General features: G+C 68.2%; 27 protein-coding genes and 1 pseudogene. 19 read left to right on the top strand and 9 right to left on the bottom strand.

The genetic code is table 11. From position 1 onward, the window contains the following. Positions 1-37: 37 nt before the first annotated feature. A complete protein-coding gene (locus CG747_RS47710; RefSeq protein WP_146022293.1) occupies positions 38-241 on the bottom strand; it encodes a hypothetical protein in 204 nt (67 codons plus the stop codon). A gap of 1,182 nt (positions 242-1,423) precedes the next feature. On the opposite strand from CG747_RS47710, the gene CG747_RS45375 reads away from it, so the two are divergent. Then, positions 1,424-2,122, top strand: coding sequence for a hypothetical protein (locus tag CG747_RS45375; RefSeq protein ID WP_100607730.1), 699 nt, complete (start codon positions 1,424-1,426; stop codon positions 2,120-2,122). A gap of 44 nt (positions 2,123-2,166) precedes the next feature. Then, positions 2,167-3,375: a hypothetical protein gene (locus tag CG747_RS45370; protein ID WP_100607729.1), complete on the top strand. Its 1,209-nt coding sequence runs from the start codon at positions 2,167-2,169 to the stop codon at positions 3,373-3,375. 159 nt (positions 3,376-3,534) lie between these two features. On the opposite strand, the gene CG747_RS48710 is transcribed toward CG747_RS45370, so the two are convergent. Beyond that, complete coding sequence (locus CG747_RS48710) at positions 3,535-3,723, bottom strand: hypothetical protein (RefSeq protein ID WP_257981202.1); 189 nt, start codon at positions 3,721-3,723, stop codon at positions 3,535-3,537. Positions 3,724-3,967: 244 nt separating this feature from the next. On the opposite strand from CG747_RS48710, the gene CG747_RS45360 reads away from it, so the two are divergent. The 6 genes and pseudogenes from CG747_RS45360 to CG747_RS45335 form a co-directional block, all read left to right on the top strand. After that, positions 3,968-4,321 (top strand): YciI family protein, encoded by a 354-nt coding sequence (locus tag CG747_RS45360; RefSeq protein WP_100607728.1) that lies wholly within the window; start codon positions 3,968-3,970, stop codon positions 4,319-4,321. Then, entirely contained in the window at positions 4,318-5,568 is a 1,251-nt protein-coding gene (locus CG747_RS45355) for an RNA polymerase sigma factor (RefSeq protein WP_100607727.1), read from the top strand. The genes CG747_RS45360 and CG747_RS45355 overlap by 4 nt, the downstream gene beginning before the upstream one ends. Before the next feature lie 249 nt (positions 5,569-5,817). Then, complete coding sequence (locus CG747_RS45350) at positions 5,818-6,324, top strand: DinB family protein (protein WP_100607726.1); 507 nt, start codon at positions 5,818-5,820, stop codon at positions 6,322-6,324. A 229-nt stretch (positions 6,325-6,553) separates the two neighbouring features. After that, positions 6,554-6,865 carry a hypothetical protein gene (locus CG747_RS48705; RefSeq protein ID WP_180986021.1) on the top strand — a complete coding sequence of 104 codons (312 nt, stop codon included), beginning with the start codon at positions 6,554-6,556 and terminating at the stop codon, positions 6,863-6,865. 572 nt (positions 6,866-7,437) lie between these two features. After that, positions 7,438-7,848, top strand: a complete 411-nt coding sequence (locus tag CG747_RS45340) for a RidA family protein (protein ID WP_100607733.1) — start codon at positions 7,438-7,440, stop codon at positions 7,846-7,848. Between the two features lie 126 nt (positions 7,849-7,974). Continuing rightward, positions 7,975-9,332, top strand: a pseudogene (locus CG747_RS45335) (NF041680 family putative transposase); the annotation flags it as partial. Positions 9,333-9,345: 13 nt separating this feature from the next. Here CG747_RS45335 and CG747_RS45330 read toward each other — a convergent pair. The 3 genes from CG747_RS45330 to CG747_RS45320 all read right to left on the bottom strand — a co-directional run bounded on the left by CG747_RS45330 (position 9,346) and on the right by CG747_RS45320 (position 13,190). Beyond that, positions 9,346-11,424, bottom strand: coding sequence for an alkaline phosphatase family protein (locus CG747_RS45330; protein ID WP_100607725.1), 2,079 nt, complete (start codon positions 11,422-11,424; stop codon positions 9,346-9,348). Positions 11,425-11,686: 262 nt separating this feature from the next. Continuing rightward, positions 11,687-12,574, bottom strand: coding sequence for an MFS transporter (locus tag CG747_RS45325; RefSeq protein WP_100607724.1), 888 nt, complete (start codon positions 12,572-12,574; stop codon positions 11,687-11,689). A gap of 25 nt (positions 12,575-12,599) precedes the next feature. Then, complete coding sequence (locus CG747_RS45320) at positions 12,600-13,190, bottom strand: AAA family ATPase (protein ID WP_100607723.1); 591 nt, start codon at positions 13,188-13,190, stop codon at positions 12,600-12,602. 292 nt (positions 13,191-13,482) lie between these two features. On the opposite strand from CG747_RS45320, the gene CG747_RS50550 reads away from it, so the two are divergent. The 3 genes from CG747_RS50550 (at position 13,483) to CG747_RS45310 (ending at position 14,944) form a co-directional block, all read left to right on the top strand. Further along, positions 13,483-13,737: a DUF4262 domain-containing protein gene (locus CG747_RS50550; protein ID WP_257981201.1), complete on the top strand. Its 255-nt coding sequence runs from the start codon at positions 13,483-13,485 to the stop codon at positions 13,735-13,737. 20 nt (positions 13,738-13,757) lie between these two features. Continuing rightward, the gene (locus tag CG747_RS50545; RefSeq protein WP_308303863.1) at positions 13,758-14,006 is read left to right on the top strand and encodes a DUF4262 domain-containing protein; all 249 of its coding nucleotides are present in this window, start codon (positions 13,758-13,760) and stop codon (positions 14,004-14,006) included. A 116-nt stretch (positions 14,007-14,122) separates the two neighbouring features. After that, the gene (locus CG747_RS45310) at positions 14,123-14,944 is read left to right on the top strand and encodes a methyltransferase (protein ID WP_308303862.1); all 822 of its coding nucleotides are present in this window, start codon (positions 14,123-14,125) and stop codon (positions 14,942-14,944) included. Positions 14,945-15,030: 86 nt separating this feature from the next. Here CG747_RS45310 and CG747_RS45305 read toward each other — a convergent pair whose 3' ends face one another. Next, positions 15,031-15,267 carry a hypothetical protein gene (locus tag CG747_RS45305; protein ID WP_374701900.1) on the bottom strand — a complete coding sequence of 79 codons (237 nt, stop codon included), beginning with the start codon at positions 15,265-15,267 and terminating at the stop codon, positions 15,031-15,033. A gap of 80 nt (positions 15,268-15,347) precedes the next feature. Between CG747_RS45305 and CG747_RS45300 the strand changes: the two genes are divergently transcribed. Both CG747_RS45300 and CG747_RS45295 read left to right on the top strand, forming a co-directional pair. After that, positions 15,348-16,142 (top strand): SDR family oxidoreductase, encoded by a 795-nt coding sequence (locus CG747_RS45300; protein ID WP_100607721.1) that lies wholly within the window; start codon positions 15,348-15,350, stop codon positions 16,140-16,142. Between the two features lie 54 nt (positions 16,143-16,196). Further along, positions 16,197-16,673, top strand: coding sequence for a transposase (locus CG747_RS45295; protein ID WP_257981200.1), 477 nt, complete (start codon positions 16,197-16,199; stop codon positions 16,671-16,673). A 36-nt stretch (positions 16,674-16,709) separates the two neighbouring features. Here the strand turns inward: CG747_RS45295 and CG747_RS45290 are convergent, their stop codons facing one another. Next, positions 16,710-17,162: a group II intron maturase-specific domain-containing protein gene (locus CG747_RS45290; RefSeq protein WP_257981199.1), complete on the bottom strand. Its 453-nt coding sequence runs from the start codon at positions 17,160-17,162 to the stop codon at positions 16,710-16,712. A gap of 7 nt (positions 17,163-17,169) precedes the next feature. Here CG747_RS45290 and CG747_RS49015 point away from each other — a divergent pair, with 7 nt between their 5' ends. Beyond that, on the top strand, positions 17,170-17,517 hold the full coding sequence (locus tag CG747_RS49015; RefSeq protein ID WP_219621647.1) for a hypothetical protein: 348 nt from the start codon (positions 17,170-17,172) through the stop codon (positions 17,515-17,517). 62 nt (positions 17,518-17,579) lie between these two features. Here CG747_RS49015 and CG747_RS45285 read toward each other — a convergent pair whose 3' ends face one another. Next, positions 17,580-18,569: an aldo/keto reductase gene (locus tag CG747_RS45285; RefSeq protein WP_100607719.1), complete on the bottom strand. Its 990-nt coding sequence runs from the start codon at positions 18,567-18,569 to the stop codon at positions 17,580-17,582. Positions 18,570-18,779: 210 nt separating this feature from the next. Further along, entirely contained in the window at positions 18,780-19,367 is a 588-nt protein-coding gene (locus tag CG747_RS45280) for a flavodoxin family protein (protein WP_100607718.1), read from the bottom strand. A gap of 240 nt (positions 19,368-19,607) precedes the next feature. Here CG747_RS45280 and CG747_RS45275 point away from each other — a divergent pair, with 240 nt between their 5' ends. The 5 genes from CG747_RS45275 (at position 19,608) to CG747_RS45255 (ending at position 25,423) form a co-directional block, all read left to right on the top strand. Continuing rightward, positions 19,608-20,348, top strand: a complete 741-nt coding sequence (locus CG747_RS45275; protein WP_100607717.1) for a TetR/AcrR family transcriptional regulator — start codon at positions 19,608-19,610, stop codon at positions 20,346-20,348. Then, entirely contained in the window at positions 20,324-20,476 is a 153-nt protein-coding gene (locus tag CG747_RS48700) for a hypothetical protein (protein WP_180986019.1), read from the top strand. The genes CG747_RS45275 and CG747_RS48700 overlap by 25 nt, the downstream gene beginning before the upstream one ends. 349 nt (positions 20,477-20,825) lie before the next feature. After that, positions 20,826-21,221, top strand: coding sequence for a hypothetical protein (locus tag CG747_RS45265; protein ID WP_100607715.1), 396 nt, complete (start codon positions 20,826-20,828; stop codon positions 21,219-21,221). 146 nt (positions 21,222-21,367) lie between these two features. After that, positions 21,368-23,278, top strand: coding sequence for a hypothetical protein (locus tag CG747_RS48695; protein ID WP_180986018.1), 1,911 nt, complete (start codon positions 21,368-21,370; stop codon positions 23,276-23,278). Positions 23,279-23,818: 540 nt separating this feature from the next. Continuing rightward, the gene (locus CG747_RS45255; RefSeq protein WP_219621646.1) at positions 23,819-25,423 is read left to right on the top strand and encodes an ISL3 family transposase; all 1,605 of its coding nucleotides are present in this window, start codon (positions 23,819-23,821) and stop codon (positions 25,421-25,423) included. The last annotated feature ends 64 nt before the right edge of the window (positions 25,424-25,487 follow it).

Genomic DNA, 25,487 nt, shown 5'->3' with positions numbered 1-25,487 from the left:
AGGGTTGGAACTTTTCAGATGCCAGTCTCCCAACCAGTCATGCCACAACTAAGCAGCGACGCGCCACTAGTTGTATTGGCCGGAAGGGTTTGTTTACGCGGTCTTCGAGTCGGCCGGTGAGCTGGTTGGTCAGGCAGAAGTTGTAGAGGTAGAGCCAGAAATACAGCACCGAACCTGCGACGGTCAGCACGAACCGCTCCGGTGACAGCTGGTAGTGCCAGGCGACGGCGATAGTGAACACCCCCCGGGTAGAGCCCGGCCCACGGGTCGTTGCGGATGAACCGCCAGCTCAAGGCTGCCTCGCGCGCAACTGCCCGCCGTGGGGCCGGCCACACGGCTGTCGGGCTCGGCGCCGCCTTGTGGTCAGACATCATCCTCGCCTTCGCCCGACGGTGCGTGGTTGTGCGGGCTGGTCCGGGCTGCTCCGGAGGTGACAGGCAGTCGTAGGCCTCTTGGTTGGAACGTGGCCAGTGGCGTGGGCGGTCGGAAGGTGGCTGCGTCGGCTCGAATCCGGACCACTCGTCGGTGGCGGTGCGCAGATGCGGGCCACGTGCAGGTTTCGTCGGGTCTCGCGATGCTGCGGTGGGCGAGCGTCCATCGCTGGCGATGGACTCGTCGCGGTCAGCCTCCCGACTCCCTGCTCCCTGCTTCCTGCTCCCGAGCCGGTGACCAGCGGGAACGAAGAAGCGCGGCCGGAGTGCCAGGGGAGCGGCGGCGGGGCTGAGCTGCTGGGCCGACGCCGCGTTTGCCACAACGACGGCCATGGCAATCCATCACGGCAATCCAGCCGCTGCCATGGAGGCACCGTATGACCGACACGCTGACGCACCTGGTTCCCGCACGGATCGAGGTGACGGACTCCCTCAGCCGAGACGTCGTGACCACCACGGGTGTCCATGTGGACGCCCGCTCCGGCGGGCCCCATCTGGTCGCGCCGTTCCACAACTCCGCGGTCACGACGCCTCGGGAGGACTTGCGTCACGCGGCCCTGGTGATCGCCCCGACCCAGGATGGAGCGCAAATGCTCCACCTGGCTCAGATCCCGGACGGCAAGGGTCCCCGGTGGAGATCGACGCAGGCGTTTCCTGTGGACGAGGCGCCCACCGATGTGGTCGTGGTGCGTGCACCACGGTGGAACGTTCAGGGCGCGCCGCGACATGTGTGCGTGTTCCTCAGCGGGGGGGGAAGGTCTATGCCTCGTACCTCTCGTCGGACGGCCGCACGTGGGATACTCCGGTCACGGTCCACGGTTTGGATGGGGCGTCCGGCCTGACCGTGACGCACTCGACCGTCGTAGGTTCACCCGGTATGAACGAGGTTCTGCCCGTCGTCTCAGTCGAATTCGCCGGGGACGGAAACGTGGCGTGCCTGATTCCCTATCCCGATCGTCCAGGAGACATCCGGGTCGCTGTTCAGCTGGGCCTTGACGCACAACGGCGAAGGCGTCCTGGAGCCGCGGCCGCTGAACGTCCCCGGAGTCCGCTTCCGGCACGCCGTCGTCGAGAACGCCGGAGTACCGGGCAAGCCGCTATGGACCGTGTACGCGCTCGACGACCGGAACCGGCTGTGGGCGATCTACCAGCACGACACCACACCCTTCCTGGAGGACGGCTCACCCAACTGGTCACCGCCGGTCCCGATCCACCGGGACGTCGTCGGGTTCGGGGCGGCACACGACACGTCCGACTGCAGCTCGCTGTTCCACTACCACATCGGCCGGGAGGACCCGGAGCTGCGGCTGGAGGTCCAGGACCACACCACCGGGACATGGCGCGAGCACGAGGTCCGCTCTCCCGGCAGTACGGCCTTCGAGGTGACCCGCCACCGGGTGGAAGCCGTCGTGCTGACCGCCGAGGGTGTGCCCGTGCCGAACTGTGCCGTCGAGGTGACCACGGCACCGCAGACGGCCCCGGTCGAGGTGACCTGGTGCGGACACGCCTACCGTCTCAGCGGCGAGCCCACGAGGATGACGACCGACCCGGGCGGCCGGGTCACCCTCACCCTGGTCCCCACCGGTCTCGCGGCACCCCGCCTGCTGATGCGGGCCGACGGCTCGACACGCCGTTCACAGTCCAGCCCGCGCTCGCGGTCCACCGTTACCTGGCGGGACAGGGGCGCCTGAATCCCACCGACCCGGGCGGCGGCCTGCACGCCTTCAACGGCAAGGTGCTGGCGAACGCCACCACACGGGATTCCGCCTCCGGGCCCCTGGCCCCCCGGGCGCGGGAGAGTCAGGATCTGGCCGACAAGGCGGCCACCTCGATCCAGAAGGCCGCCCTGCTCGGGATGGACCCCGGCCGCGCGATGACCGACGACGAACTGGGTTCCGGTCTCATCACCTCGCACACGAAGACATCCCGCGCCGTTTCCCTGCGAGACTGGTCCGACGGCTGGGATTCCTTCAAACGCTGGGTCGGGAGCACGGTGCGCGGCATCGGGAACGGCGTCACGACCATCGCCCAGTGGACGTGGGACCAGGCGACGGCCCTGTGGCAGCTGACGGTCAGGACCGGCGAAGACATCGACCACGAATTCACCCTCGTGGAACAGGGCCTGGAGACCGCGGGCCACTTCATCACCAACGTCTTCCACCAGGTCGAGGCCGCGATCGAGAAAGTGATCGACTGGCTGAAGGCCATGTTCAACTTCAAGGACATCTGGGAAACCAAGATGGCCCTGGAAGCAGTGCTCAAGGGCATCGATTCCACCGTCTCCGGAGGCCTCAAAAAGTTCAAATCCAACGCCGACGCCTGGCTGACCGACCTCGACGGAAAGATCGACAACGCCCTGGACACCCTCACCGGCAAGGTGAAGGGCACCAGCCTGAACCAGCTGAAACGCGACAACGCGAACCCGGCACTCGGCGGAGGCTCCGCCGGCACCACCTCCACCTCCGCCACCGGCGTCCACCACAACTGGATCATGGACAAGGTGCAGTCCGCCAACCCGACGGTCCCGGCGATGGGCACCAGTACGACCTCGGCCTCGGCCTCGGCAGGCACCTTCGCCCAGAAACTCGCCACCGCCGCCGAAGCGTTCCTCCCGGCCGCGACGGACGCCTTCGGGAAGCTGGAGCCGATGCTCACGCAACCGGAAGCCCTGGTCGACCAGGGACTCGACACTCTGATCGGTGAGCTGGGTTCGTTCGCCCACGCCGCCGTCACCTTCGCCAAGGCCGTGCTCGACGCCGCCATCGGGTTGAGCGTGTCGGACGCCAGCGCCTCGGGACTCCAGTCCGGGTCCGTGTTGTCGGGGCCCAGCCGGTCGATCACCCACATCCGGAGCATGAAGTCCTGCTGGGCCACCCGCGCAGAGCCTCCCTCGGCGTTATCGAGCATGCGCCCGTTCCCGAGCAGCGACAGCTTCGCCCACTGACGACGGGCTTCTCGGGGATGACTGGAGTTGTAGGCCTGTCCCTGCGCGGCGACGCGCGCCGTCCCAAGTTGTTGGCCGCGGGCGTCATGAATGAACGTCTGCAACTGGTCGAGCGTCCACGTGCTCAGATCGCGGCCCGGTTCTTCTTGATGTCCGTCGCTACTCAAGCCCACTCCTGGTCGTAGGCACGCCGAGACTGATAGTGGCCTTCTGGGACTGCCTGTCGATCTGGGCGAGCTCATCCTCGGCGCCGGCGAGGCTGACCTTGAATCCTTCGACCTCACCGAGCCAGCCCTCACGCTCGGCCTCGGCGATGCGGGCGAAGAGGTTGCCGCGGATCTCCCCCAACCGGCCGCGCTGGGCCGGGCCCGGTCGCAGGAGCGAGCAACGTGCCGGGCACCGATCATCTGCGGAGCATCGCCCATCCGCTAACCCGGCGAACCCCCGGTCAGAGCACCAGCTCCTCGGCGGGGCCAACTACCGGTCGTTGTGCCTGGGGCGCCCTGACAAAATTTCTCTGGTCGTCCTGTCGATTCTCCCTCCGGCCATTCGTCATGCCTGCGCAACCAACCCGATGCACGAGGAGCGCACCGTGAAGTACCTGCTGCTGATCAACACCCCGTCGCCCGACTCCACCGAAGAGCGACCGGCCGAAGGACCGACCGTGGAAGAGTTCATGGCGTTCGAGAAGGCCGTCTCCGGTGCCGGCGTCAAGCTGGACGGCAACGCCCTGGACACCTCGAACGCGACCACCGTACGCGTCCGCGTGAACGGCGAGCGTGTGGTGACCGACGGGCCGTTCGCCGAGACCCGGGAGATCGTCGGCGGCTATTACCTGATCGATGTCCCGGACCTGGACGCGGCGCTCGACTGGGCGGCCCGGTGCCCTGGCGCCCGGTACGGCACCGTCGAGGTCCGCACGGTCTGGGAGCCTGACCAGTCGTGAACGAGCAGCGAGCGGCCCGCTCCGTGGAGGCGGTGTTCCGCGAGGACCGGAGCCGGCTGCTCGCTCTGCTTGCTGCCCGGTTCGGTGATCTCGACCTTGCCGAGGAGACCGCCTCCGACGCGATCGAGGCCGCGTTGGAGCGGTGGCCGGTCGACGGAGTGCCGGACAAGCCGCTGGCATGGCTGCTCACCACGGCACGCCGCAAGGCCATCGACCGGATCCGGCGCGACCGCGCGTACGCGCAGCGGCTGGCGGTGCTGCAGGTGGAAAGCGACCGGGCGGCCGCGGTCCCCGCTGAGCCCGGATTCGACGACATCCCCGACGAGCAGCTGCAACTGTTCTTTACCTGTTGCCACCCCGCGCTCTCACCGGAGGCACGCACCGCGCTGACGCTGCGCTATCTCGCTGGCCTGACCACACCCGAGGTCGCCCGGGCGTTCCTGGTGCCCACCGCGACGATGGCCCAGCGCATCGTGCGCGCGAAACGCAAGGTCCGCACTGCGCGCATCCCGTTCCGCGTCCCGGGCCCGGACGAACTGCCCGCGCGGCTGCCCAGCGTGCTCCGGGTCATCTACCTCGTCTTCACCGAGGGGTACGCCGCCAGCTCCGGCAACGACCTCCTCCGCCCCGACCTCGCCGACGAAGCGATCCGGCTCGCTCGGATCCTGCACCGGCTGCTCCCCCGGGAACGAGAGGTGACGGGGCTGCTCGCGCTACTCCTGTTCACCGACGCCCGGCGCACGGCCAGGATCGACGCATCGGGAAGCCAGGTGCTGCTCGAAGACCAGAACCGCGCTCTCTGGGACGCCGACCTCATCGCCGAGGGGCACCGGCTCGTCGTGCCGGCCCTGACCGGTCCCGGTGTCGGACCGTACGCGGTGCAAGCGGCGATCGCGGCGCTGCACGACGAGGCGACCGACTTCGAGACGACCGACTGGCCGCAGATCGTCGCGCTCTACGACGTGCTGCTCCAGATCGAGCCATCCTCGCTCATCGCACTGAACCGGGCCGTGGCCATCGCCATGCGCGACGGCCCCGAGGCGGGCCTCACCCTGCTGGACGGCCTTACCGATGCCGGCGAACTGCGCGGCTACCACCTACTTCCCGCAACACGGGCCGACCTGCTGAGAAGACTGGGCCGTACCACCGAGGCGGCCGCTGCCTATCGAGCCGCCCTCGATCTCGTCGGCAACGAACCAGAGCGAGCCACGCTCGCCCGCAGACTCGCGGAACTCACCGATCGGTGATCGGCCCATGTGCCTCACGCGCACGAGATCTCGCTGATCCGCAGTGAGAAGGGCATCCGCCGGGGTGGACGCCCTCTCGAAGTTGCAGCCTGACCCAACCCGGCGAACCTATGCAGTCACACATGCCGGCGCGGCCCATCGGCGCTGAATCGCTGTAGCGACCCGCCGGACAAGGAGCTGGGTGGTGCGGGTTGAGTTCGTCGATAAATACCTCGACATCGGTCGCGGTGATCGGGGACGCTTCGCGCAATGACCAGAATCGACGACACGCCGCCCGCGTGGGACGAGCGCACCCAGCTCACCACGTTTCTCGACTACGCACGTGACACCGCCCGCGCCAAGTGCGATGGCGTCTCTGCGGAGAACGCACGCAAGGCGCTCCTGCCGGGCTCACCTCTGATGACCATGAGCGGAGTGATCAACCATCTCCGCTGGGTCGAGTACTACTGGTTCCAAGTGGTCTTCCTCGGCGAGGAAGACCGGGGCCCCTGGACCGAGGAGGACCCCGACCGCGAGATGCGTATCGCCGTCGACTTCCCGCTCACGCAGTTGCTCGACGAATACGCCGAACAGAGCGCCCACTACCGCGAACTGGTCGCCGGGAACGGCCTGGACAAGCAGGCCCAGCGAGCCGTCCGCAACGGCCTCCACGTCGACCTGCGCTGGATCCTCTTCCACCTCACCGAGGAGACGGCCCGCCACAACGGCCACCTGGACATCCTGCGCGAGATGCTCGACGGCACTACCGGCGACTAGCGATTGTGGCTACAGGTTGATGTCTGATTGCGGGCGTCCGGGTCGTCCGATGGCCCGCCTGGGGGCGCCATAGCTGGTGCCGCGTTCGCATGTGAGGCGCTTCGGCTCTGGGGGAACGTGGCCCGGCCAGGGGCCGTCTTTGACTGCGTCGAAGCCCTCGCCTCGAATCGAGGAGGAATCCGCTGTGCCTCTCTCTCGTATCCGTCGTCGGTCGACTGCGGTACTGCTCGTGGCCGTCGTGCTCCTGCTTGGTCTCGGGGGCTGGTACGTGTTCTCGGGCCGGGGTGCGGGGTTGCTGCCGGAAAGCAGCTGGGGGCCGTGGCGGGACAAACAAGTGGAGGGCTGGGGGGTGCGGGTGCGGGTCAACTCGTGGAGCGAAGCCGCCGAAGCATACGTGCACATGGGTAAGGCGGAGGACTTCACGATGAAGGCGTACGGCATGCCGGCTAGCGCCACGACGCTGATGGCCCCCACCCGGTTCGCCCTGACGCCTGACGGCGAGGTGACCGGACAGCGGTTGGAAGAGGACGGCCCAGGCTGACGACACCCCCGGTATTGCTCCAGGGAGCGTCCGATGGGGGTGGGCTAGCCGGTGAGAGCCGAACAGGGCACAACCGGACGACATGCCTGGCAGGACCCAGAGCGTGTCCGTCAGGTCAGGAACCCGGAATCCGTCGGACGGCCCGCCCCTAGGCTTCGACCTCACCCCTGCACGGGGTGTGCGGGGTCGAAGCGCGGCGCTCGCTGACCTCGGTCTGGAGTGGGCCGCAGCCTGACGGTACAACGACAGCGCCTGGGCGAGCGCGGCCAGAAGCCGCGCCATGAGGAGCAGCCAGTAGGTGGTGGCCACCGCCGCAACGAGACTGGACACGACAAGCGCGGCCAGCAGTCCCGCGAGCACATGACGTCGGGGCACGGCCCGCACGACGTGGGCAAGCGGCACAGATGCGACAGCCACCGGCCAGGGATCAAGCATGGCCTTCAGGATCGCCCAGCCACAGCGGGTTCCAAACACCTACTGAGCTTGTTCTTTAACCTCGCGCCGTGTCGGACGGTCGCGCGAGGAGGCAAATTGCGATGCACGTGGGCGGCCTTCCGGTCAGACTCACGGGCATGACAGCGAAGATCACGCGTATCAACCCTGAGCAGTTGCATGAAACGCCTGGCTACCACCACATCACTGTGGTGGAGGCCAGTCGAACGGCCTACCTGGCAGGGCAGTGCCCGCTCGATCGGAACGGTTCACTTGTCGGCCCGGACTCCGTTGAGTTGCAGATCGATCAGGTCGTCGTGAACGCGCTCACTGCTCTCGCGGCGGTGAATGCCCAGCCCCGTCACGTGGTGCGTTCGGTGATCTACGTGCGGAGCGAGGACAGAGATGTCCTGGGCCTCGCATGGCGTCGGCTCACCGCCTCCACCCTCGGGCCGGCGTTCGAATCCGCCAGCACGCTCCTGGGTGTCGCACAGTTGGGCTTCTCAGGGCAACTGGTCGAGGTGGACCTCACCGTCGCGCTGCCCGACTGAGCCGCTCCGCCGTCCCTCGAACGGCGTCTCGATCTGCTTCGCCCGCTTGGTCATGTGCCGGACGCCGAGGCGGCCTCCGGCCGATCATGTGCTCCGACCAAGGTGCACGCAACCATGACGAAGGCCATGAGGGTGAGCCTGCTGCCTGAAACTGTTGCGGGGAAAGCGTTCGCGGAAGCGTCACGCTTTCGGGACGAGTTGTATGCGTGTCTGACTGCGCGGGGCGATGAGTTGTGCGAGCTGGCGGACGCGGTGCTGTGTGCGCCTGGTGCGGTGCACTCGGCAGTCGAGCTGACGCCCCTGCCCGAGCACCGGCGTGGGCACGGGGCGATGTACGACGGTCTCAACCAAGGCCGGATCGATGCCGACCGGCGGAGAACGGTGCTGGCCGGCCTGCCGCTACCGCGTTTTCCCGACGGACGCCTGGTCCTGGCGGTGGACGTCTCACCGTGGCTGAGGTCGGACGCGCCATGCTCGCCGGACCGCCTGTTCTGTCACGTCTACGGCCGGGCAAGGCGGCCTCGCAGTTCATCCCCGGCTGGCCGTACTCCTTCGTCGCCGTGATGGAGACGGGTGCCACGTCCTGGACCCAGATCCTGGACGCTGTCCGGCTCGGCCCGGCCGACGACGCCACCGCGGTCACCGCCGCCCAGCTCCGCGATGTCGTCGACCGGCTCGTTGCCGGAGGCCAGTGGCACTCCGGCAACGAGCCGGACATCCTGATCGTGACCGACGCCGGCTATGACGTCACCTGCCTGGCCTGGGCCCTGCGCGACCTCCCGGTCGAACTGGTCGGGCGCATCCGCAGCGACCGCGTGATGCGGTTACCGAGGCCTGCGCGGTTGCCCGGGACGAACGGCCGGCCGCCGGAGCACGGGCCGGAATTCCGCTTCGCCAAGCCCGAGACCTGGCCCGAACCGACGGTCTCCACCCGCACCGCCACCGCGAACTACGGCAAGGCCGTCACCGTGGCGTGGGACCGGGTCCACCCACGGCTGACCCATCGGGCCGCCTGGCTCGATCACGAGGGTGAACTCCCATTGATCGAGGCGACGTTGATCCGGCTGGAGGTGGAGCACCTGTCGAAGGACCGGGAGGCGCCGGCGGTGTGGTCGTGGTCCTCGAAGACCGGTGCCACCGACGCCGACGCCGACCAGGCCTGGCAGGCGTTCCTGCGGCGTTCCGACCTGGAGCACACCTTCCGCCTGTTCAAGCGGACGCTGGGCTGGACCAAGCCCCGGCTCCGGGAGCCCGAAGCGGCCGACTGATGGACCTGGCTGATCATCGCCGCATACACCCGGCTCAGACTCGCCCGCCCACTGGCCCGTGACCTGCGGCACCCGCGGGAGAAGCCGGCCCCACCCGGCCGACTCACTCCGGCCCGGGTCCGCCGCACGTTTCGGAACCTCCGCCAGCACATGCCCTGTCCCGCCCGAGCACCGAAACCACACCGACCCGGCCCGGGACGACCACCGTCACCACGGATGTTCTGGCCGATCAGTCCTTTGCCGCAGTGGCGATCCGGCCGCCGTAGCGCTGCGTCCAAGTGGTGTCGGTGTTGACGGTAACGACCACGTCGTAGTAGCCCTCCTGGGCCGGCCACATGACGACCTTCGTTTCGCCGTGGGCCACCGTGACCTTCTGATTGCGGCTGAGGTAGTCATTGGCGGTGAGCGTGTAGGCCAGCGGCTTGGTGCCGTCGTTGTGGAACGTGAGCTTCACCTGAGCCTGGTTGGTGCCCGCGCCCTTCAGCAGGTCGACCTCGACGCGCGGGAGGCCACCGTCCCTCTTTCCGGCGGGCGCGACCTGGCCGGCGAAGGAGCGCACAAAGCCGTCGTTGGAGTAGATCGAGAATGCGTACTTGCCGTCGGTGGCCTTGGTGTCCCAGGTGTACTCGCGCGGCTTGCGCGCGGTGACGGTGAACGGCGTGTTGGAGAACGCCTGGTACTTGTCGGGGAAGACCTGGAAGCTCAATGCCTTGTCCTTGGGGCCGCCGGTCAGGGTCATCCTGGCGGTGACCGTCCCCGAGGCGCGGTCCTCCGTGATCGTCGCGTGCGGATGGAAGCTCAGCGGGCGTGCCTTCATGTGGTCGGCGGCGATCGACACCGACTGCTCGGCCAGCGGGTCCGCGAAGGTGGCCGGCCCCGGTTGCGGGTGGGCGAAGTCGAGCGCGCTGGTCAGGTCGCCCGCGATCGAGCGCCGCCAGTCGCTGATGTTGGGGCTACGGAACGGCTTGCCGAGGTGGGCCGCCCAGGTTTCGAGGAACTTGATCGTCGAGGTGTGGTCGAAGACTTCCGAGGCGACGTACCCGCCCCGGCTCCACGGCGAGACCAGCAGCATCGGCACCCGCGCACCGAAACCGAGCGGGTAGTCGCCGGCGTACTCGCGCGACGTGCCCGGCTCGGGCCACGGCGGCAGCACGTGGTCGAACTTCCCGTCGTTCTCGTCATAGTTGAGGATGAAGAGCGTGTGATTCCAGATATCGGGGTTGCTCTGCAGGATGTCGAGCGTCTTCTTGACGTAGCGCTCGCCGTGCAGGCTGTCCGCGTCCGGGTGCTCGGACCAGCCATACGGCGCCACGATCCAGGAGACTGCCGGCAGCGGGTGTTCCGCGCCCGGCTGGCAGGCGTCATGAAGGTTCTTGAGGACCGCGTCGAGGTTCTCGTCGGAGTCGTCGTTCGGCGAGGTCATACCGGAGTAGTACGTGGCGTTGCCGCGCCAGATCAGCCCGGTGCCGGGCCGCAGCTTCGGATCGTCGGCGCTCAGCCCCTCCGGGTCGAACCCCTTGAAGTACTTCAGCTCGTTGTCGCCGTAGTCGCCGACCCAGGTGCTGAGGTAACCCTGTCGCCCGTTGCCGCTGTTGTCGGAGTAGAGCCGCCAGTCGATGCCGACCTGCTGGAGCTGCTCGGCCACCGTGATCCAGGGACGGGAGTAGTTGGACTCATCGGTGTTGCCCGTCTCGCTGTTGGCGGTACCGCTCCACAGGTACTTTCGGTTGGGGTCGGTCGGCCCGAACTCGGAGCAGAAGTTCTGGTCGGCGATGGTGTACTCGGCGGCCACCGAATGGTAGAAGCCCATGTAGGCGTCGCTGTGGTGGTTCATGCAGCTGGCGCCGTTGTGCTGCACCCACAGATCCCACTTGCGATGGTCGACGTCGCCCCAGGCTCCGTGGTCGTTGCCCCAGGTGCCGTCGTCGACCTTCGGGGTGACGATGTTGCCGTTGCGGTCCTTCTGCTGGAAGACGGTGGTGCCGTCCTGGAACCGCAGCGCCTGCTTGTCGTTGAAGCCGCGCACGCCGGGGAACGTGCCGAAGTAGTGGTCGAAGGACCGGTTCTCCTGCATCAGGATCACGACATGCTTCAGGTCGGACATGTTGCCCTTGAAGCCCTTTGGCAAGATGTACCTGGGGTTCGGAGCGGCGTACGCGCCGCCCGCCCCGGCGGTCCCGCCGAGCATCAGTGTCCCGGCTGCCACCCCCGCGCCCTGGAGGAACCGACGGCGGGTGGCGCCGGTTGTCGTCTCGAGTCTGTCGCCGAACTCGGACTCGGGCGTCGAGGTGATCGGATCGGGGGCCATGGAAGCTCCTCATAAGTCGGAAGGGGGCTGCAGCATGCTCATCGAAGCCAGTGGGCGCCAACGCTGGGTGAATTCTGGCCGTGCGTTGATCAACAGGAAATCGACTGCGAGGTTGTCAACTCCGGGCCGTAGATGCGGCGCGGCAAGGCAGCCGACTCCCTGAACGAACTGGGGGCCTGGGCCAGCCGGTGAAATGTCCAGGTGACCGTGTGCCGCTGCTTGCGCGGCGCGTCGAGATCCGCCCGCAGGAGTTGCGTGCGGATCACCGCTCGGCGGACGCCGGCCGGCAGACGTGGTTGGCGCAGGCCAGGGCCAAGAACCGTCCGGCGAGCGCTAACAGCGGCAACAGCGGGCCGCGCCGGTCGGCCAGGGCGCCGGCGCCCATGAGGAAGAACCAGTTCAGGCTCCGCGCCGCGGTCATCCTCGCCGAGGAGATCCGGCCGGTCGGCTCGTCCGGGACGGTACGAACCAGGTGGTGCTGGAACGCGACGTTCACCGCGGGCGTGAGGAAGAGCGCGCCCGCGTACGCGATGCCGGTCAGCGGCGCAGGGCCCGGTACGGCCATGGCCACAGCACCGGCCACCAGCAGCCCGGACGATGCGGTGAGCAGCCGCGCACCGGTCAGCCGCTCGGTGAGGTGTTCGCAGGCCAGTGCGCCAAGCACCGCGCCCGCCGACCCGACGGCCTGCGCCGTGCCGATCTCTCCCAGGGATGCGCCTCGGCCGCGGCAGAGGACGACGAGGAGCAGCCCCAGTCCGGCGAACGCGCCGTTGACCAGTGCGAACCACACCAGCATGTACCGCAGATACGGGCTGGCGCGCACATACCGCAGCCCCGCAAGTCCGCGGCCTTGCGCCGGGCTGGCGCGCGCCCGTCCACAGCGGTCCGGCCCGAGCGGCGTGCGGAGGGCGAGGGCGGCGCCCGTCACTGCGAGGAAGAAGACGGCGGCGGCGCGGAACGGGGCCTCTAGGGAGCAGGAGAACAGCAGGCCGCCCAAGGGCGGCGCGGCCAGCTGCACCGCCGCCTTGCGTGACTGTTCCCGGGACAGCGCGGCCCGTCGCTGGCCCTCGGCCACGATCCGGCGCAGCAGCGGAAGTTCGGTCGCCGTGTGCAGGGAGTACCCGAGCCCCTCCACGATCGCGGTGGCCACACCCGCCGGGTGCACGTCTTGTGCGTCAACAGGTGCGCGCGGACGCCTGCAGTGCTGCGGCGACGCGGTCGGCGCGCTCGCACGGCGCCAGCCTTGAGGAGTCGAGCACGAGGTCGAAGTCCTCCGGATCGCAGACGTCGTAGTGCCCCCGGCTCAGGCCGCGGAACCGGGCCGGAAAGCGTTCCGCCTCCCGGCTCTCCAACACCGCCAGTGGAGCGCTCACCCGGACCCACAGCACCCGGTGGCCGGCCAGCGCGGAGCGCCAGGCCGGCACGACCGTGGCATCGATGGGCATCTCGTCGACGATGACGTTGTTGCCCTCGCTCAGCAGCCCCGCGACCGCCCGGCGCATGCCGGCCAGCAGCCGCGCTCCCACGGGCCCGTACCCGATGCGCAGCCGAGGACGGCCCTCGTCGTCGGTGTCCCGGATGTACGAGAACCCCTCGGCGCTGCTCTCGCCCTGGCTGGTCCAGCGGCGCGGGAGCGTGCCGAAGAACGTGTCCAGCCCGAGCGCCAGGAACGGCTCCGGAAGGACTTTCTGGAGTTCCGCGGCCGTCGCGCTCTTGCCCGCGCCGGAGGTGCCCGTGAGCACGATGGCCTGGCCTGGTTCCTGCATGGTCGAGCGTCCTTTCTGTCACGTCCGGGCGGCCGTGAGGCAGGTGAACGCCCGGCCGCCCAAGGCGGACGCGCCTCGGGCGCGACGCCGCAGGCGCATCCTCGGACGGCGCCACCAGGCGCCCCGTGGTGCTTGTCGCCGAACAGCACGCACATCGACCTGGGGTCACCGAGTGGGATGAGGTGAACACCTGGAGCGCGGCTGTTGGTGTTGGCTCAGCAGCCCAAAGGTGGCCGGAGGCGTTCGCGGTACTGTCGCCGGTATACCTAACGCCCCCACTTCCTGTCGCTGTGTGATCTGCCATGACTACGGTGATCAGGAAGAGGCCGATCGCATGGACCTGCGGACTGTCGAGCAGGTTGAGGAGCATGGCTGGAGCGTGGTCATGGTGCCGGCCGACGACGAAGGGCCGGGCTTCGCGTACACGATCGGGCTCTGGCACACGCACTCGGTGCCTGAGCTTGCCATGTTCGGACTCGATATCCAGACGATGCACGTGCTGCTTAACTCCCTCGGTCACGAGGCTGCGGCCGGGGCTGTGCTGTAGGGGGCAGGGAATGCCACGGCATCATCGAGGACGGTCCCGTCGTCCTGAAGGCAGCGGATCTCCGTTGGTACCGGGAGTTCTTCGGGCGTGCGATCTCCTTCTACCGTCGGCCTCCGTTCCCGGTACTCCAAGCAGTGTGGCCCGACGTCGATGGCCGCTTCCTCTGGCAGCCGGGGGTGGACGAGCAACACCAGCGGTCTCAACCGCAGTTGTGGTTGAAGCCAGCTGAGCACCCACCGGGGGTCTGGACGGCACTCGTGACTGGTTGAAGTACGCCGGGCCTCTCCGAAGGGCATGCAGGTCAAGCGAGCAGGACTCGTTTGCGTAGGAGAGCGAAGCTGGCCCGGCCGAACATCTGGCGTTTCAGCATCTTGACCAGGTTGACGTGCCCTTCGACGACGCCAGAACGGCCACGGGCTACGTGGCCGCCCTGCTGTGCCGGCGGGTGGGTGAGGAGAACGTCTCCAGCGTCGAGATCGATGGCGTGCTCAGCGCCCGGGCGCAGGCCAACCTCGACGCCGAGGGGCTGCACCCCACCCTGCGGGTCGCTGACGGCGAGATGGGCCTCGCCGACCGGGCGCCGTACGACCGGATCCTGTCCACCTGCGCATTGCGCGAGGTACCTCAGTCCCTGGCTCGCCAGCTCGCGCCCGGCGGGGTCCTGGTGGCCCCGATGACCGACATCTTCTACGGCGGCGCCACGGTACGCCTGGTCCGCGAGGAGAACGGGGACCTCGTAGGCCAGTTCTTCCACGGCGCTTCCTACATGCCGATGCGCTCCCACCGGCTGGAGAAGCTGGGGCCGCGGGACACCAGCACGGCGCGGCGCCGCGAGAGTGGCCTCGATCCTGAGCGGCTCTACCCGCTGGCCTTCGCCCTGTACGGCAGCGCCCGTCTGCCAGGCGTACGGATGACACACGGCTTCCACCAGGACGTCCGGACCGTGTGGCTTCAGGCCGACGACGGCTCGGCGGCTGTGGCCGGTGGCGGAACGGTGACGGTGTACGGCCCACGGGATCTGTGGGTGGAGGTCGAGGAGGTCGAGGCGGAGTACGTCGCCCACGGTCGACCGGACATCCATGCGTTCGGGCTGAGGGTCACGGAGCACGGTCAGCACCTATGGATGCACGCCCCGACGGAAGCGATCCGGGCGAGGTCGTCGTGCGAGCTGCGCGCCCGTGGCCGTGTTCACGAGTTTCGCGAGTAGGGGTTCACCGCTTCGGGAGGCACAACCGTCGGAGGTTGTTCGACAGGCGTCGCCAGTCCATGCGAACCGAGAGTGTGGTGTGCGGATCACGGGGAGGGACCCGCAGGCTCACAGGTCGCCTCGTAGCGGACCGCGAGTTGGTCATACCTCGTGGCTACAGCCCGGTGGCGCTTGAGGCGGTTGATCCCGAACTCGACCGCGTGCCGCTGCTTGCAGTCGTCCTTGTCGAACTTGGGCGGCCGTCCGCCTCGCGATCCGCGCTTGAGGCGGTTGCGGACGCGGTCCGTCGGGACCGAGATCCGCTTGCTTGGAGTGCACTCCAAGGCCATAGCGTTGAGACAGCTGAACCGAACACCCAACGCGTCGACGCATCATCCCACACCACCAACTGGAATGGCGGCAAGTGTTAGACAACCAATTCACAACGCATGCAGAACTTTTCGATCTGTGTGGAAAACGCGCGCTCGTCACCGGTGGGACCCGAGGCATCGGAATGATGATCGCGCGTGGCCTTCTCCAGGCGGGCGTCCGCGTGGTCATCAGCTCACGCAACGCAGAAGCGTGCGCTCAGGCGCAGGAACAGCTGTCCACATTTGGTGAAGTGCGGGCCATCCCCGCCGACCTGTCCCGCCACGACGAGTGTCGGCGACTGTCCGACCTCGTCACCGCCGACTCGGAGCATCTCGACATCCTCGTCAACAACGCGGGCGCCATGTGGGACGAGCCGCTGGCGACGTTCCCAGACGCGGCCTGGGACACGGTCGTCGACCTCAACCTGAAGTCGCCGTTCTGGCTGGTCCAGGCGCTGCTGCCCGCACTTCGCAGGGCGGGCACCGCCGACGATCCCGCGCGGATCATCAACATCGGCAGCATCGCCGCCATCCACATCCCCCAGCGGCCCAACTACTCGTACTCCAGCAGCAAGGCCGCACTGCATCAACTCACCAGAGTGCTCGCCAAGGAACTAGGACCGCAGCACGTCACCGTGAACGCCGTGGCGCCGGGACCGTTCCCGTCGACGATGATGGCTGCAACCCTCGATGAGTTCGGCGAGGCGATCGCGGCGTCGGCCCCACTACGCCGGATCGGCCGCGACGACGACATGGCGGGTGTCGCCGTGTTCCTCGCCAGCCGGGCAGGCGCATACCTAACTGGCGCCGTGATCCCCGTCGACGGCGGCATCGCTACAACCGCGTAGGCCGCCGAGGGCCTGTTTGCGAAAGTTGATCTCGATCGTTGATGATCACGTCCTGTGGGGCGTGGGGATCTGACGAACGGCCAGTGGGCCCGACTTGAGCCGCTGTTGCCGCGGGGCATCAAGTCGGGCCGTCCGCCGGTATGGACGCGGCGGCAGCTGATAGACGGCATACGGTGGCGGACCCGGACGGGTGCTCCCTGCCGTGACGTGCCGGAACGCTACGGGCCGTGGGACCGGGTCTATGACCTGTTCCGGCGCTGGCAGCGCGATTGCACCTGGGCTCGGATCGTCACTCAGCTGCAGGCCGAGGCGGATGCCAAGGGCCTGATCACCTGGGACGTGAACATCGACTCCACGGTCTGCCGGGCCCACCAGCACGCGGCTGGGGCGGCGAAAAGGGGGATCTCCAGAAGGAACCGCCCGGCGGGATCACCGTCGAGCCGGCCGACCACGGGCTCGGACGCTCCCGGGGCGGCCTGCCGAGTAGCCGGGAGGAATCTCGCCTCCCGGCTCTCACAGATCCGTGCGTAACAGTCTCCCGTTACACGGCTCTTGTCGTTCTGTTCGTCAGGTCAACACGGCCGCAACGGTGCAGCGCCAATGTGCGAACATGCGGGGGTACCTTCGGGCGATCTCCTGCATCTTCGTGATGGCTTTCCGTTCAGCCGCAAGTCGCTTGTACTTCTGGCGGATCCAGCGCACCAGGTAGGCGTTGATGCGCATCAGGAAGGGGTTCAATTCCCATGGCCTGAACCGGCCGTAGTAGTTGATCCAGCCGGCCACGACAGGGTTGATCCTGCGGGCAAGCTCCTTGAAGGAAAGATCGGAGCGGGTGTGCAAGTGCCAGGAGCGCACTTCCCGTCCCATCTTGTTCAGGGCGTCCCTGCTGACAGCGGGATCGAACGACTGGAATGACTTGCCGTAGCGATCCCGGTTCTGTCTGGCTCGGAACGTGTAGCCGAGGAAGGTGAACGGCGTGTGCTCGAAGGAGCCGCGACGTCTGCCGTCTTTGCAGTACACGAGCCGGGTGGCGTCCTGGCAGCAAGAGGGCGAGCCCTTCGAGGGGCGGCTGGAGGGGCTCAACGGCAGGCAGGCGGCCCTGTTGGAGGAACTCCGACCCCAGCACGGGGCGGGTGAGCAGGTGCGCGGCGAAGAGCAGGGGGTCGGGCTCGCGCGGGTGGGCTGCGGCGCGTTCGGCGACATCGTCGGCGTAGGTCTGCGCCGGGCCAGGGGCAGCCACCCCTCGTCCGCGAGGCGACGACGGCGAACTCTCCGGCGACGGCGAGCGCGGCGGACGGCATGCCGCCTCCAGCGCCGCGGTCCACCCCCGTTCTGCCGCGTCCAGGATGCGGCGGGCGGCTGGCTCCAGCGGTGAGACGAAGCCGGCAGCGTCTCGGCAGCACCGGGACCAGTTCCGCACCCGCAGCCAGGACGCGATCAGATCCAGGTGGGCACGTGCCCCTCGGTGTAGCGGGCGCCGAAGCCACCCTGCGGCAGGATCTCGTCGATGGCCTTGAGATCGGTGTCGGTGAGGGTGAGGTCGGCGGCGGCGGCGTTTTCCTGGATGCGCTTCGGGCTGCGGGTGCCGGGGATGGGCACGATGTGCTCGCCCCGGGTCAGGAGCCAGGCCAGGGCGAGCTGGGAGAGGGTGAAGTCCTTGGCCGCCGCGAGCTCGGCGAGCTGGTCGACCGCTTTGATGTTCTTCTCGAAGTTGCCCGGCTGCCAGCGCGGGTCGACGTTGCGGATATCGGTGGGTTCGTACTGGCCGGCGGGCTTGGCGGTGCCGGTGATGAACCCGCGGCCGAGGGGGGAGTAAGCGACGAAGCCGATGCCGAGTTCGTTCAGGGTGGGGAAGAGCTGCTCGACGTCCCGTTCGAACAGGGAGTACTCGCTCTGCAGGACGGAGACCGGCTGCACGGCGTGCGCCTTGCGGATCGTCTCGGGTCCGGCCTCGCTGAGGCCGAAGTACTTCACCTTGCCCGCGTCGATCAGTTCGTTGACGGTGCCCGCGACCTCCTCGATGGGCACTTCGGGGTCGACGCGGTGCTGGTAGAAGACGTCGATGTGGTCCACGCCGAGGTGGTGCAGGCTGTTGTCGGCGACCTTGCGGATGTTGTCGGGCCGGCTGTTGAGAGCGCTGCCGATCTGCTCCGGAGGCACCGACATATCGACGCCGAACTTGGTGGCCAGGACCACGTCGTCGCGGAAGTCCCTGACTGCCTTGCCGACCAGGATCTCGTTGGATCCGGTGCCCCAGCCGTACATTTCGGCGGTGTCGAAGAAGGTGACGCCCAGGTCGTGGGCGCGGCGGAGGGCGGCGGCGCCGGCCTCCTCGTCGGTGGGTCCGTAGGCCATCGTCAGGCCCATCGCGCCGTAGCCGATCGCCGAGACCTCAAGGCCCTGGCTTCCCAGTGTCCGGTGCTGCATGACTCGCTCCTTGGAAGGAACCCAGTGCCGCCCCCGCCAACGTTTGCCCGTCGAGAGGCGGCGTCCGCGTGCGATCGCAAGGCGGTCGATGTCCTCGTGCCGGGCCGTGCTGGGGCTTTCGGCCAACGTGGCGAGCGGGGGTGCCGGGTGTCGCGACGGGGCGAACGTTGGCGGGGTGGCGCTGGAAGGCAATTGTTGGCGGGCGTTGTGTCAGTGTGCTGCGGCGGCCAGTCCGGCGCGGTGGGTGCGGGTGTGCTCGGCGACGCGCCGGCCGAGGTGGCGGGCGGTGTTCAGGTCTGCGTCGTGGACGGTCGGGGTGTCGTTGAAGCTTTGTGCGCCGGCACCGAGGTAGAAGCCGAGGCGGTTGTCGTCCTGGGGGCTGGATGTGGTGGTGTTCCAGCCCGGCAGGAGGCCCAGGCTCACCCAGAGCATTCCGTGCTGGGCGGCCAGGAGCGCCAGGTACTGCAGGGTGTGCATCTTGTCGCCGCTCATGGAGCCGGAGTTGGTGAATCCCGCCGCGAGCTTGTCGCTCCAGGCGCGGGTGCTCCACCGCTTGCTGGTGGCCTCGGCGAAGGCGTGGAACGCCCCCGACGCGGTGCCCATGTAGGTGGGGGTGCCGAAGATGATGGCGTCTGCGGCGTCCAGTAGTTCCCAGTCGGCGTCGCTGAGGGAGGCGACGTCCACGCGGTGGACCTGTGTCCCGGCGATGGAGCGCGCGCCGTCGGCGACGGCCGTGGCGATCTGCGCGGTGTGGCCGTAGCCGGAATGCGACGCGATGACGATGGAGATATCGGGCACGGGTGTTCCTCTCCTGCCGCGATGGCGGCGTGCTCGGTGGGGTGTCGGCGAACGATGAGCCGCCCGCTGCGGCGGCCGGTCGCACTGCTCCACGCTTCGGGTACCGGAGGCCCGGGCGGGGCGTGGCGCATGCCCAGGTGCCGCGGACCGGCGCTGAGCACCATGAGCGCGGATCGCCGTTCCGCTTTCGACGTTATCACTGATAAGGCGGCGATACGCAAAACGAGATATCGTTGTTCCATGAACGAGGGACGACGCGCCGCGCGACGCCAGGTACTGCAGGTGGCCGCGAAGCTTTTGGAGGAGGGCGGCAGCGAAGCGGTCTCCACGCGCGCTGTCGCCACAGCCGCGGGCATCACCGCCCCCGCGCTCTACCGGATGTTCGACGACAAGGACGGACTCCTGGTCGAGCTGGCCGCCTACGGATTCGAGATGTACCTGGCCGAGAAACGGGAGGCACTGGAGCTGACCCCTGACGACCCGGTGGCCGACCTCTACCGCGGCTGGGACCTGCACGTCGACTTCGGACTGCGGCATCCCGCGTTCTACATGCTCATGTACGGCACTGTGCAGCCCGGGCGGCGGCCCCCGGCCGCGGACGAGGCGCACGCCCTGCTGGTGAGGCTGCTGGGCCAGGTGGCCCAGGCCGGGCGCCTTCGCATCCCGGTGGAGCAGGCGACCCGCGTCATCCACGCGGCGACGACGGGTGCCACGCTGGCGCTCATCGGCGAAGAACCCCCGGAGCGGGACCTGACCACTTCGGCACGGCTGCGGGACACCGTCATCGCCTCGGTCACCGCGGACTCCCCCGCTCCATCCGGGTCGGACCTGGCCTCGCGCGCACTCGCCCTCGATGCCGCACTGGAAACCGCACTGGAAACCGCACTCACCAACGGGCCCCCGGCTGCGGCCGCCGGGGTACCTCTGCGAGACACGGAGACGGCTCTGCTGCGCGAATGGCTGCGGCAGCTGGCGAGCTGAACTGCGCCCACCGCCCGGGTGATCGGGTCGACGCGCTGCCGCTGGCCGGCGTCGGCCGCGACACCATCCGCACCAACACCGCGAGCGGCGCGAAGGCGTCCCGCTCCAAGCCCGACCTGTTCCTCTAACTGCCGTACGCGGGCGGCACGTTGAGGGTGACCCGGCTCGACCTTCCGGTCCCTCGACCGCAAGGACGGCCTCGCACCAGACCCGACCTGGTCCTGGCCGACAAGGCGTGGCCGGACCGGGCCGACGAGCGGCTCGGGGTGCGCAGGGCTGAGTCTGCCGGCCGTGTTGTGGGCGTTCGCTTCTCTCGTTGGGGTCGCTGTTGGCGTCGTCCCGTTTCCCTTTACTGATTCGGCGTTTCGGTTGGCACAGTGACGCGCCAGGGGCTGTACTGGTGAACACCATTGATTCCGGGGGCAACTGCACTCAGTGCACGCATCATCGGGGGTGTACGTGTCGAACGTCGAAGTCATGCTCGGTCAGATCGTTCCGGCCGCGGGAGCGGCAGTGGCCGTGTACGGCGCTGCTGTGCTGCAACGGGTCGAGGACGAGGCGGCAGGAGCCACCGTGCGGCTCGGCCAGCGGTTGCTCGCCCGCATTCGGGGCGGCGCTGCCGATCCGACCGCGATCGACGGGGCCGTGACGGACCTCGCCGCCGATCCCGACGATCCGGACGCACTGGCCGCGTTGCGCCTGCAGATCAGGCGAGCCCTCGCGGCCGACCCCGCGCTCGTCGACGAGATCGCCGCACTGCTCCCCGTGTCCGGACCGGCTCAGAGCAGCGGGGCCGGAAGTGTGGCGGTGAGCGGGAACGTCTCAGGAATCGTCTCGACCGGAGACGGTGCGATGAACATCCAGCGCCCGTGACGGGCGACAGCAGGGTGCCGGATGAGCCGGCGAACCTCCTGTACCCGACGCACGAACCCAGCGCCGCGGAGCCAACGGTCAGGAGCGATGGCCCCACGGCCGCCGGTGGCCGCGCGAAGGCCGACCGTGACCACGCAGAAGTCGTTGTGCACGGCGACGTGAAAGGCATCGTCACCACCGGCTCCCACACCATCAACGTCATCTACGACGGGAACGCCCTCGTCGAGATCACCAGCCTCCGTGACCTCACCCCGCATCAGCCGCCGCTGCTGCCGGCCGCGGGCCGGAGCAAGCTGTTCGGCAGGGACACACTGGTGGACGACGTGGTCGCGCAGCTCGACGGCGGCTCCAGCGTGCAGTTGCACGGGAAGCCGGGGGTCGGGAAGAAAGCCGTGGCCGCGGCTGTGCACCGGGAGCTGGCTGCCCAGGGGCGTCGGGGCCACGTCCTGTACCCGCCCACCGGTACGGACGAGGAGGAGTCGCTGCAGGCGCTGTACGGGCGGCTTGCCGGGGCGTTCTTCGGTACGCACTTTCTGCGGGCCGTTGACGAGACGCAGCTGCGTGCGGCCATGGCCGCCGCGGACTTCTCCGGTGCGCACGTCACCGTCGTCGACTGCGGCTTGCCGCAGAGCGATCTGACACGGCTCCTTGAGACCTTCCCCGGCTGCACGTTCCTGTTCACGTCTCCCTACGCGACGCTGCCCGACACCGACGCGGCCCATCTCGTCCGGCCCTTGTCCCGTACCGCCGCCGTCGAACTGCTCAGCGACGAAGTAGGGCTCCAGCTCGGCCCGACGGGGCTGCAGAAGCTGCAGTTCGACCACGTGTGGGACAAGTCGGGCGGTGCGCCTCAACGGATCTGCCAATACGCCCAGTTCATCAAAAGCTCCGACCAGTGGGAGCGGCGCATCCGTGGGGCCGACGAACCGCGGGACGAGCCAGATCCCGTCGATCCGGCGCTGCTGAGTCCACGACGCCAGGCGGAAGCGCTGGCCGTCGCCCTGAGCGAGCCTGCGCGTCGCGTACTGCTCGCACTGGCGACGTTCGGCACGGCGCTTCCTGCTGCCTGGATCGCTCCGGTCACCGGCTATCCACAGGACGGCGCCGCCGCTTCGGAGTTGCACGACCGGCGCATGGTCAAGCACTTCGACGGGACGTACTGGATCACCGAAGACGCCACCGCGGCCGTCCACAGCCAGGAGTGGGCTCCGGCCGCGGCGACCACCGCAGCGGAGGGCCTGCTTGCGGCGCTCGTGCAGCAGGACGGACCATCAGGCCCGGAGCCGGACGCGTACCTCTTCCTGGCCGTCGCCCGCGCGCTGGTCCGCGAGGAGCAGTGGGCGCTCGCCTCACGATTCGTGCGGATCGTCGGACCCCGGGCCCTGACCGAGGGACACGGCCAACTAGCGCTTCAGCTGTACGCGTTGGGCCGGATGGCGGCTGCGCGAGGCGGCATGGCCAAGGACGTCAAGTTCTACGACCGGGCCGAGAAGCTGACCCGCGACCTCCTCGACGGCGACAAGGCAGGCACCACCGCAGCCGCCGCGGTGCTGCTCGCCCCGGCGCTCGGGGCAGCCGCGGTCGAGAGCGGCAAGGCACTCGGCTCCTTCGGGAAGATCGTCGCCGCCGTCTCCACCAAGACGGGCGCCGTCGTGGCTGCCGGTGCTGTGGTGGTGGCGGCGACTACAGCGGTCGTGGTGGCGAATTCGAACAACATGCCTGCGGGCTGCGAACCGGCATACGCGGCGCTGAAGGCGTACGACACCGGTGACAAGACGCGTACGTATGACGAACTGGCGGCAAAAACTCGGGCGTTGACCTCGAAGCTCAGGGCCGCTGCTGCGGAGGCATCCAAGGCGGACATTCGATCCAAACTCAACCAGCACGCGGACGACCTCGACGCCAAGACTGCGGCCGATGTGCGCGAGAACGACAAACGGATGAACGTAGAATTCCCCCCTCACCCTGACGTCATCGCAGCCCTGGCAGCCGCCGACGGGCTGCAGAACAACATCTCGACCCTGCAAGCGATCATGGCGGTCTGCCCCAGCGAATGACCCGTGAGCGGCGTCCCGGCCCCAGCACCCGGGCGCCGCTCAGGCCACCGCGCAGCTCAAGGCCCGGATCACCACCCTCGCCCAGCTCAACGGCCAGGTCGACCGCGCGCCCAGCCCGCCTGGGTAAGCAGAACCCCGTTCCCGGCAGGCCGGGCAAAGCGGTGGCTTGACGTAATATCTAGCGGTCTGCTGATCTTCCGGCAGGTCAGAGGATTGATAGCAGTGCGAGTCCGCCCACGACTGAGATGGTGAAGCCCCGCTGCCTCATGCTGGCAACGGGGCGGTAGGACGGGGGTTCGCCTTGCTCTGCGCCCCGATTGGTAGGGGCACAGAATCAGCGGTCGGGCGGCCGATCAGGTCAGAGCGAGATCACTTCACCCCGGTCCGGTTGGGCACCGCTGGCTATGTACGCGAGTTGCGGTTCTGGCTCAACAACTGTGGCGCCGTCACCGTGAGTGGCAGGTGGCAGTCGCCGTGGTCTCCCGGAAGTTGCCCGAAAATGATCAGCCCTGGGCCTGGTGGGGCTGACAGTTCCGGCTCGTGGAAGATGTGGTGCTCCGCCTGGAGGAGCTGTTGTTCCCGTCGATCGCGGATGTCGCGGTGCTGTCGGTAGACATGAACAACGAGACGGTACGTATTGAAGCCTGCTGCACGGCTGTCGGAGCCGTGTGTCCGGGCCGTGGCGACCGGTCGAGCCGGGTGCATGGCTCCTACCTGCGGTTTCCCTCTGATTCACCCAGCGCAGGAAGACGGGTGGTGCTGTGCTTGAGGGTCCGCCGATTCACCTGCGGGAACCCATCGTGCGATCGGCGGACCTTCGTCGAGCAGGTGTCGGGGCTGACCCGGCGGTTCGGTCGGTGGACCGAGGGGTTGTGGTCGACGCTGACCGCTGTCGGACTCGCGCTCGCAGGCCGGGCCGGCGCCCGCATGGCCGGTGTCTTCGGGATCCCTGTCAGCCGCAGCACGGTACTTCGGATGGTCGCGGCGCTTCCCGAACCGGAACCACCGGCCCCGCGGGTGGTCGGCGTCGATGAGTATGCGATGCGCAAAGGCCGGGTCTACGGAACCGTGCTGGTCGATGTTGAGACACGCCGACCGGTGGACCTGCTGCCCGACCGTGAGGCTTCGAGCCTGGCCGCATGGCTGGCCAAGCGACCAGGGATCGAGGTCGTATGCCGCGACCGCGCGCCATTCTTCGCGGAAGGCGCCGCCACCGGAGCACCCCAAGCGATCCAAGTCGCAGACAGGTGGCATTTGTGGCACAACCTGGGCGAAGCCGCCGAGCGGAGCGTCGCCCAGCACCGCGGATGCCTGCGAGTCCTGGTGCCTGAACCAACTCCCCGGACCTCACCCGAATCCACACCGCCCGAGGAGACTTCCAGCTCGCCGTGGCCAACCGGTCACCGATTCGCCGACCGTATCCGAACCAGACACGCCACCGTTCACGCACTGCTGGAAGCCGGCCACAGCCGCCGATCCATCGGCCGCCAACTGCACATGACGCACCGCACGGTCAAAAGTCTCGCCGACGCCGCCAAGCCGGAAGACCTCTTCCGCGGGCAGTGGCAGAACAACCGAACCTCCGTCCTCGACGAGTACAAGCCCTATCTCGACAACCGCTGGAACGAGGGCTGCACCAACGCCTGGAAGCTATGGGAAGAGATCGTGCCACTCGGCTACAAGGGCACCTACGGGATCGTCAGCGCCTACATCAGGAAAAAGCGCACGTCACCGCAACCGGTGACGGCAAAGCCACCGTCACCCCGAACAGTCTCCAAGTGGATCCTCAGCCGCCCCGAAACCCTCACCGAAATCGAGCAGTTGCGGCTCAAGATGGTCCTCACTCAATGCCCTGAACTGGAGGCCCTCACCGGACACGTCCGATCCTTCGCGACCATGCTCACCGAGCGCCAGGGCAAACGGCTCCCGCAGTGGCTCGACGCCGTCCGGCAAGATGACCTTCCCAGTCTCCACACCCTCGCCGCAGGCATTGACCGCGACCGTGAGGCCGTCATCGCCGGCCTCACGCTTCCCTGGAACTCAGGCGTCGTCGAAGGCCACGTCAACCGGATCAAGATGCTCAAGCGCCAAATGTTCGGTCGAGCCGGATTCCAACTCCTCCGGAAACGAGTCCTCCTGGCGTGACGGACAGTGACGGCGCCACAGTTGTTGAGCCAGAACCCGAGTTGGTTCTGGCTCAACTTGTGTG

The organism is Streptomyces sp. CB02959, from assembly GCF_002803155.1.
In the GTDB taxonomy this organism is placed as follows: Bacteria; Actinomycetota; Actinomycetes; order Streptomycetales; family Streptomycetaceae; genus Streptomyces.
The sequence above is the reverse complement of the archived record's forward strand: the minus strand, read 5'-3'. Positions and strand labels throughout refer to the sequence as shown.

Excerpts from the sequence above, each read along its gene's own strand:
- CG747_RS45350 (WP_100607726.1), top strand. The coding sequence starts at position 5,818 with ATGACCAGAATCGACGACACGCCGCCCGCGTGGGACGAGCGCACCCAG.
- CG747_RS45340 (WP_100607733.1), top strand. The coding sequence starts at position 7,438 with ATGACAGCGAAGATCACGCGTATCAACCCTGAGCAGTTGCATGAAACG.
- CG747_RS45330 (WP_100607725.1), bottom strand. The coding sequence starts at position 11,424 with ATGGCCCCCGATCCGATCACCTCGACGCCCGAGTCCGAGTTCGGCGAC.
- CG747_RS45320 (WP_100607723.1), bottom strand. The coding sequence starts at position 13,190 with ATGCAGGAACCAGGCCAGGCCATCGTGCTCACGGGCACCTCCGGCGCG.
- CG747_RS45285 (WP_100607719.1), bottom strand. The coding sequence starts at position 18,569 with ATGCAGCACCGGACACTGGGAAGCCAGGGCCTTGAGGTCTCGGCGATC.
- CG747_RS45275 (WP_100607717.1), top strand. The coding sequence starts at position 19,608 with ATGAACGAGGGACGACGCGCCGCGCGACGCCAGGTACTGCAGGTGGCC.
- CG747_RS48700 (WP_180986019.1), top strand. The coding sequence starts at position 20,324 with ATGGCTGCGGCAGCTGGCGAGCTGAACTGCGCCCACCGCCCGGGTGAT.
- CG747_RS45265 (WP_100607715.1), top strand. The coding sequence starts at position 20,826 with ATGCTCGGTCAGATCGTTCCGGCCGCGGGAGCGGCAGTGGCCGTGTAC.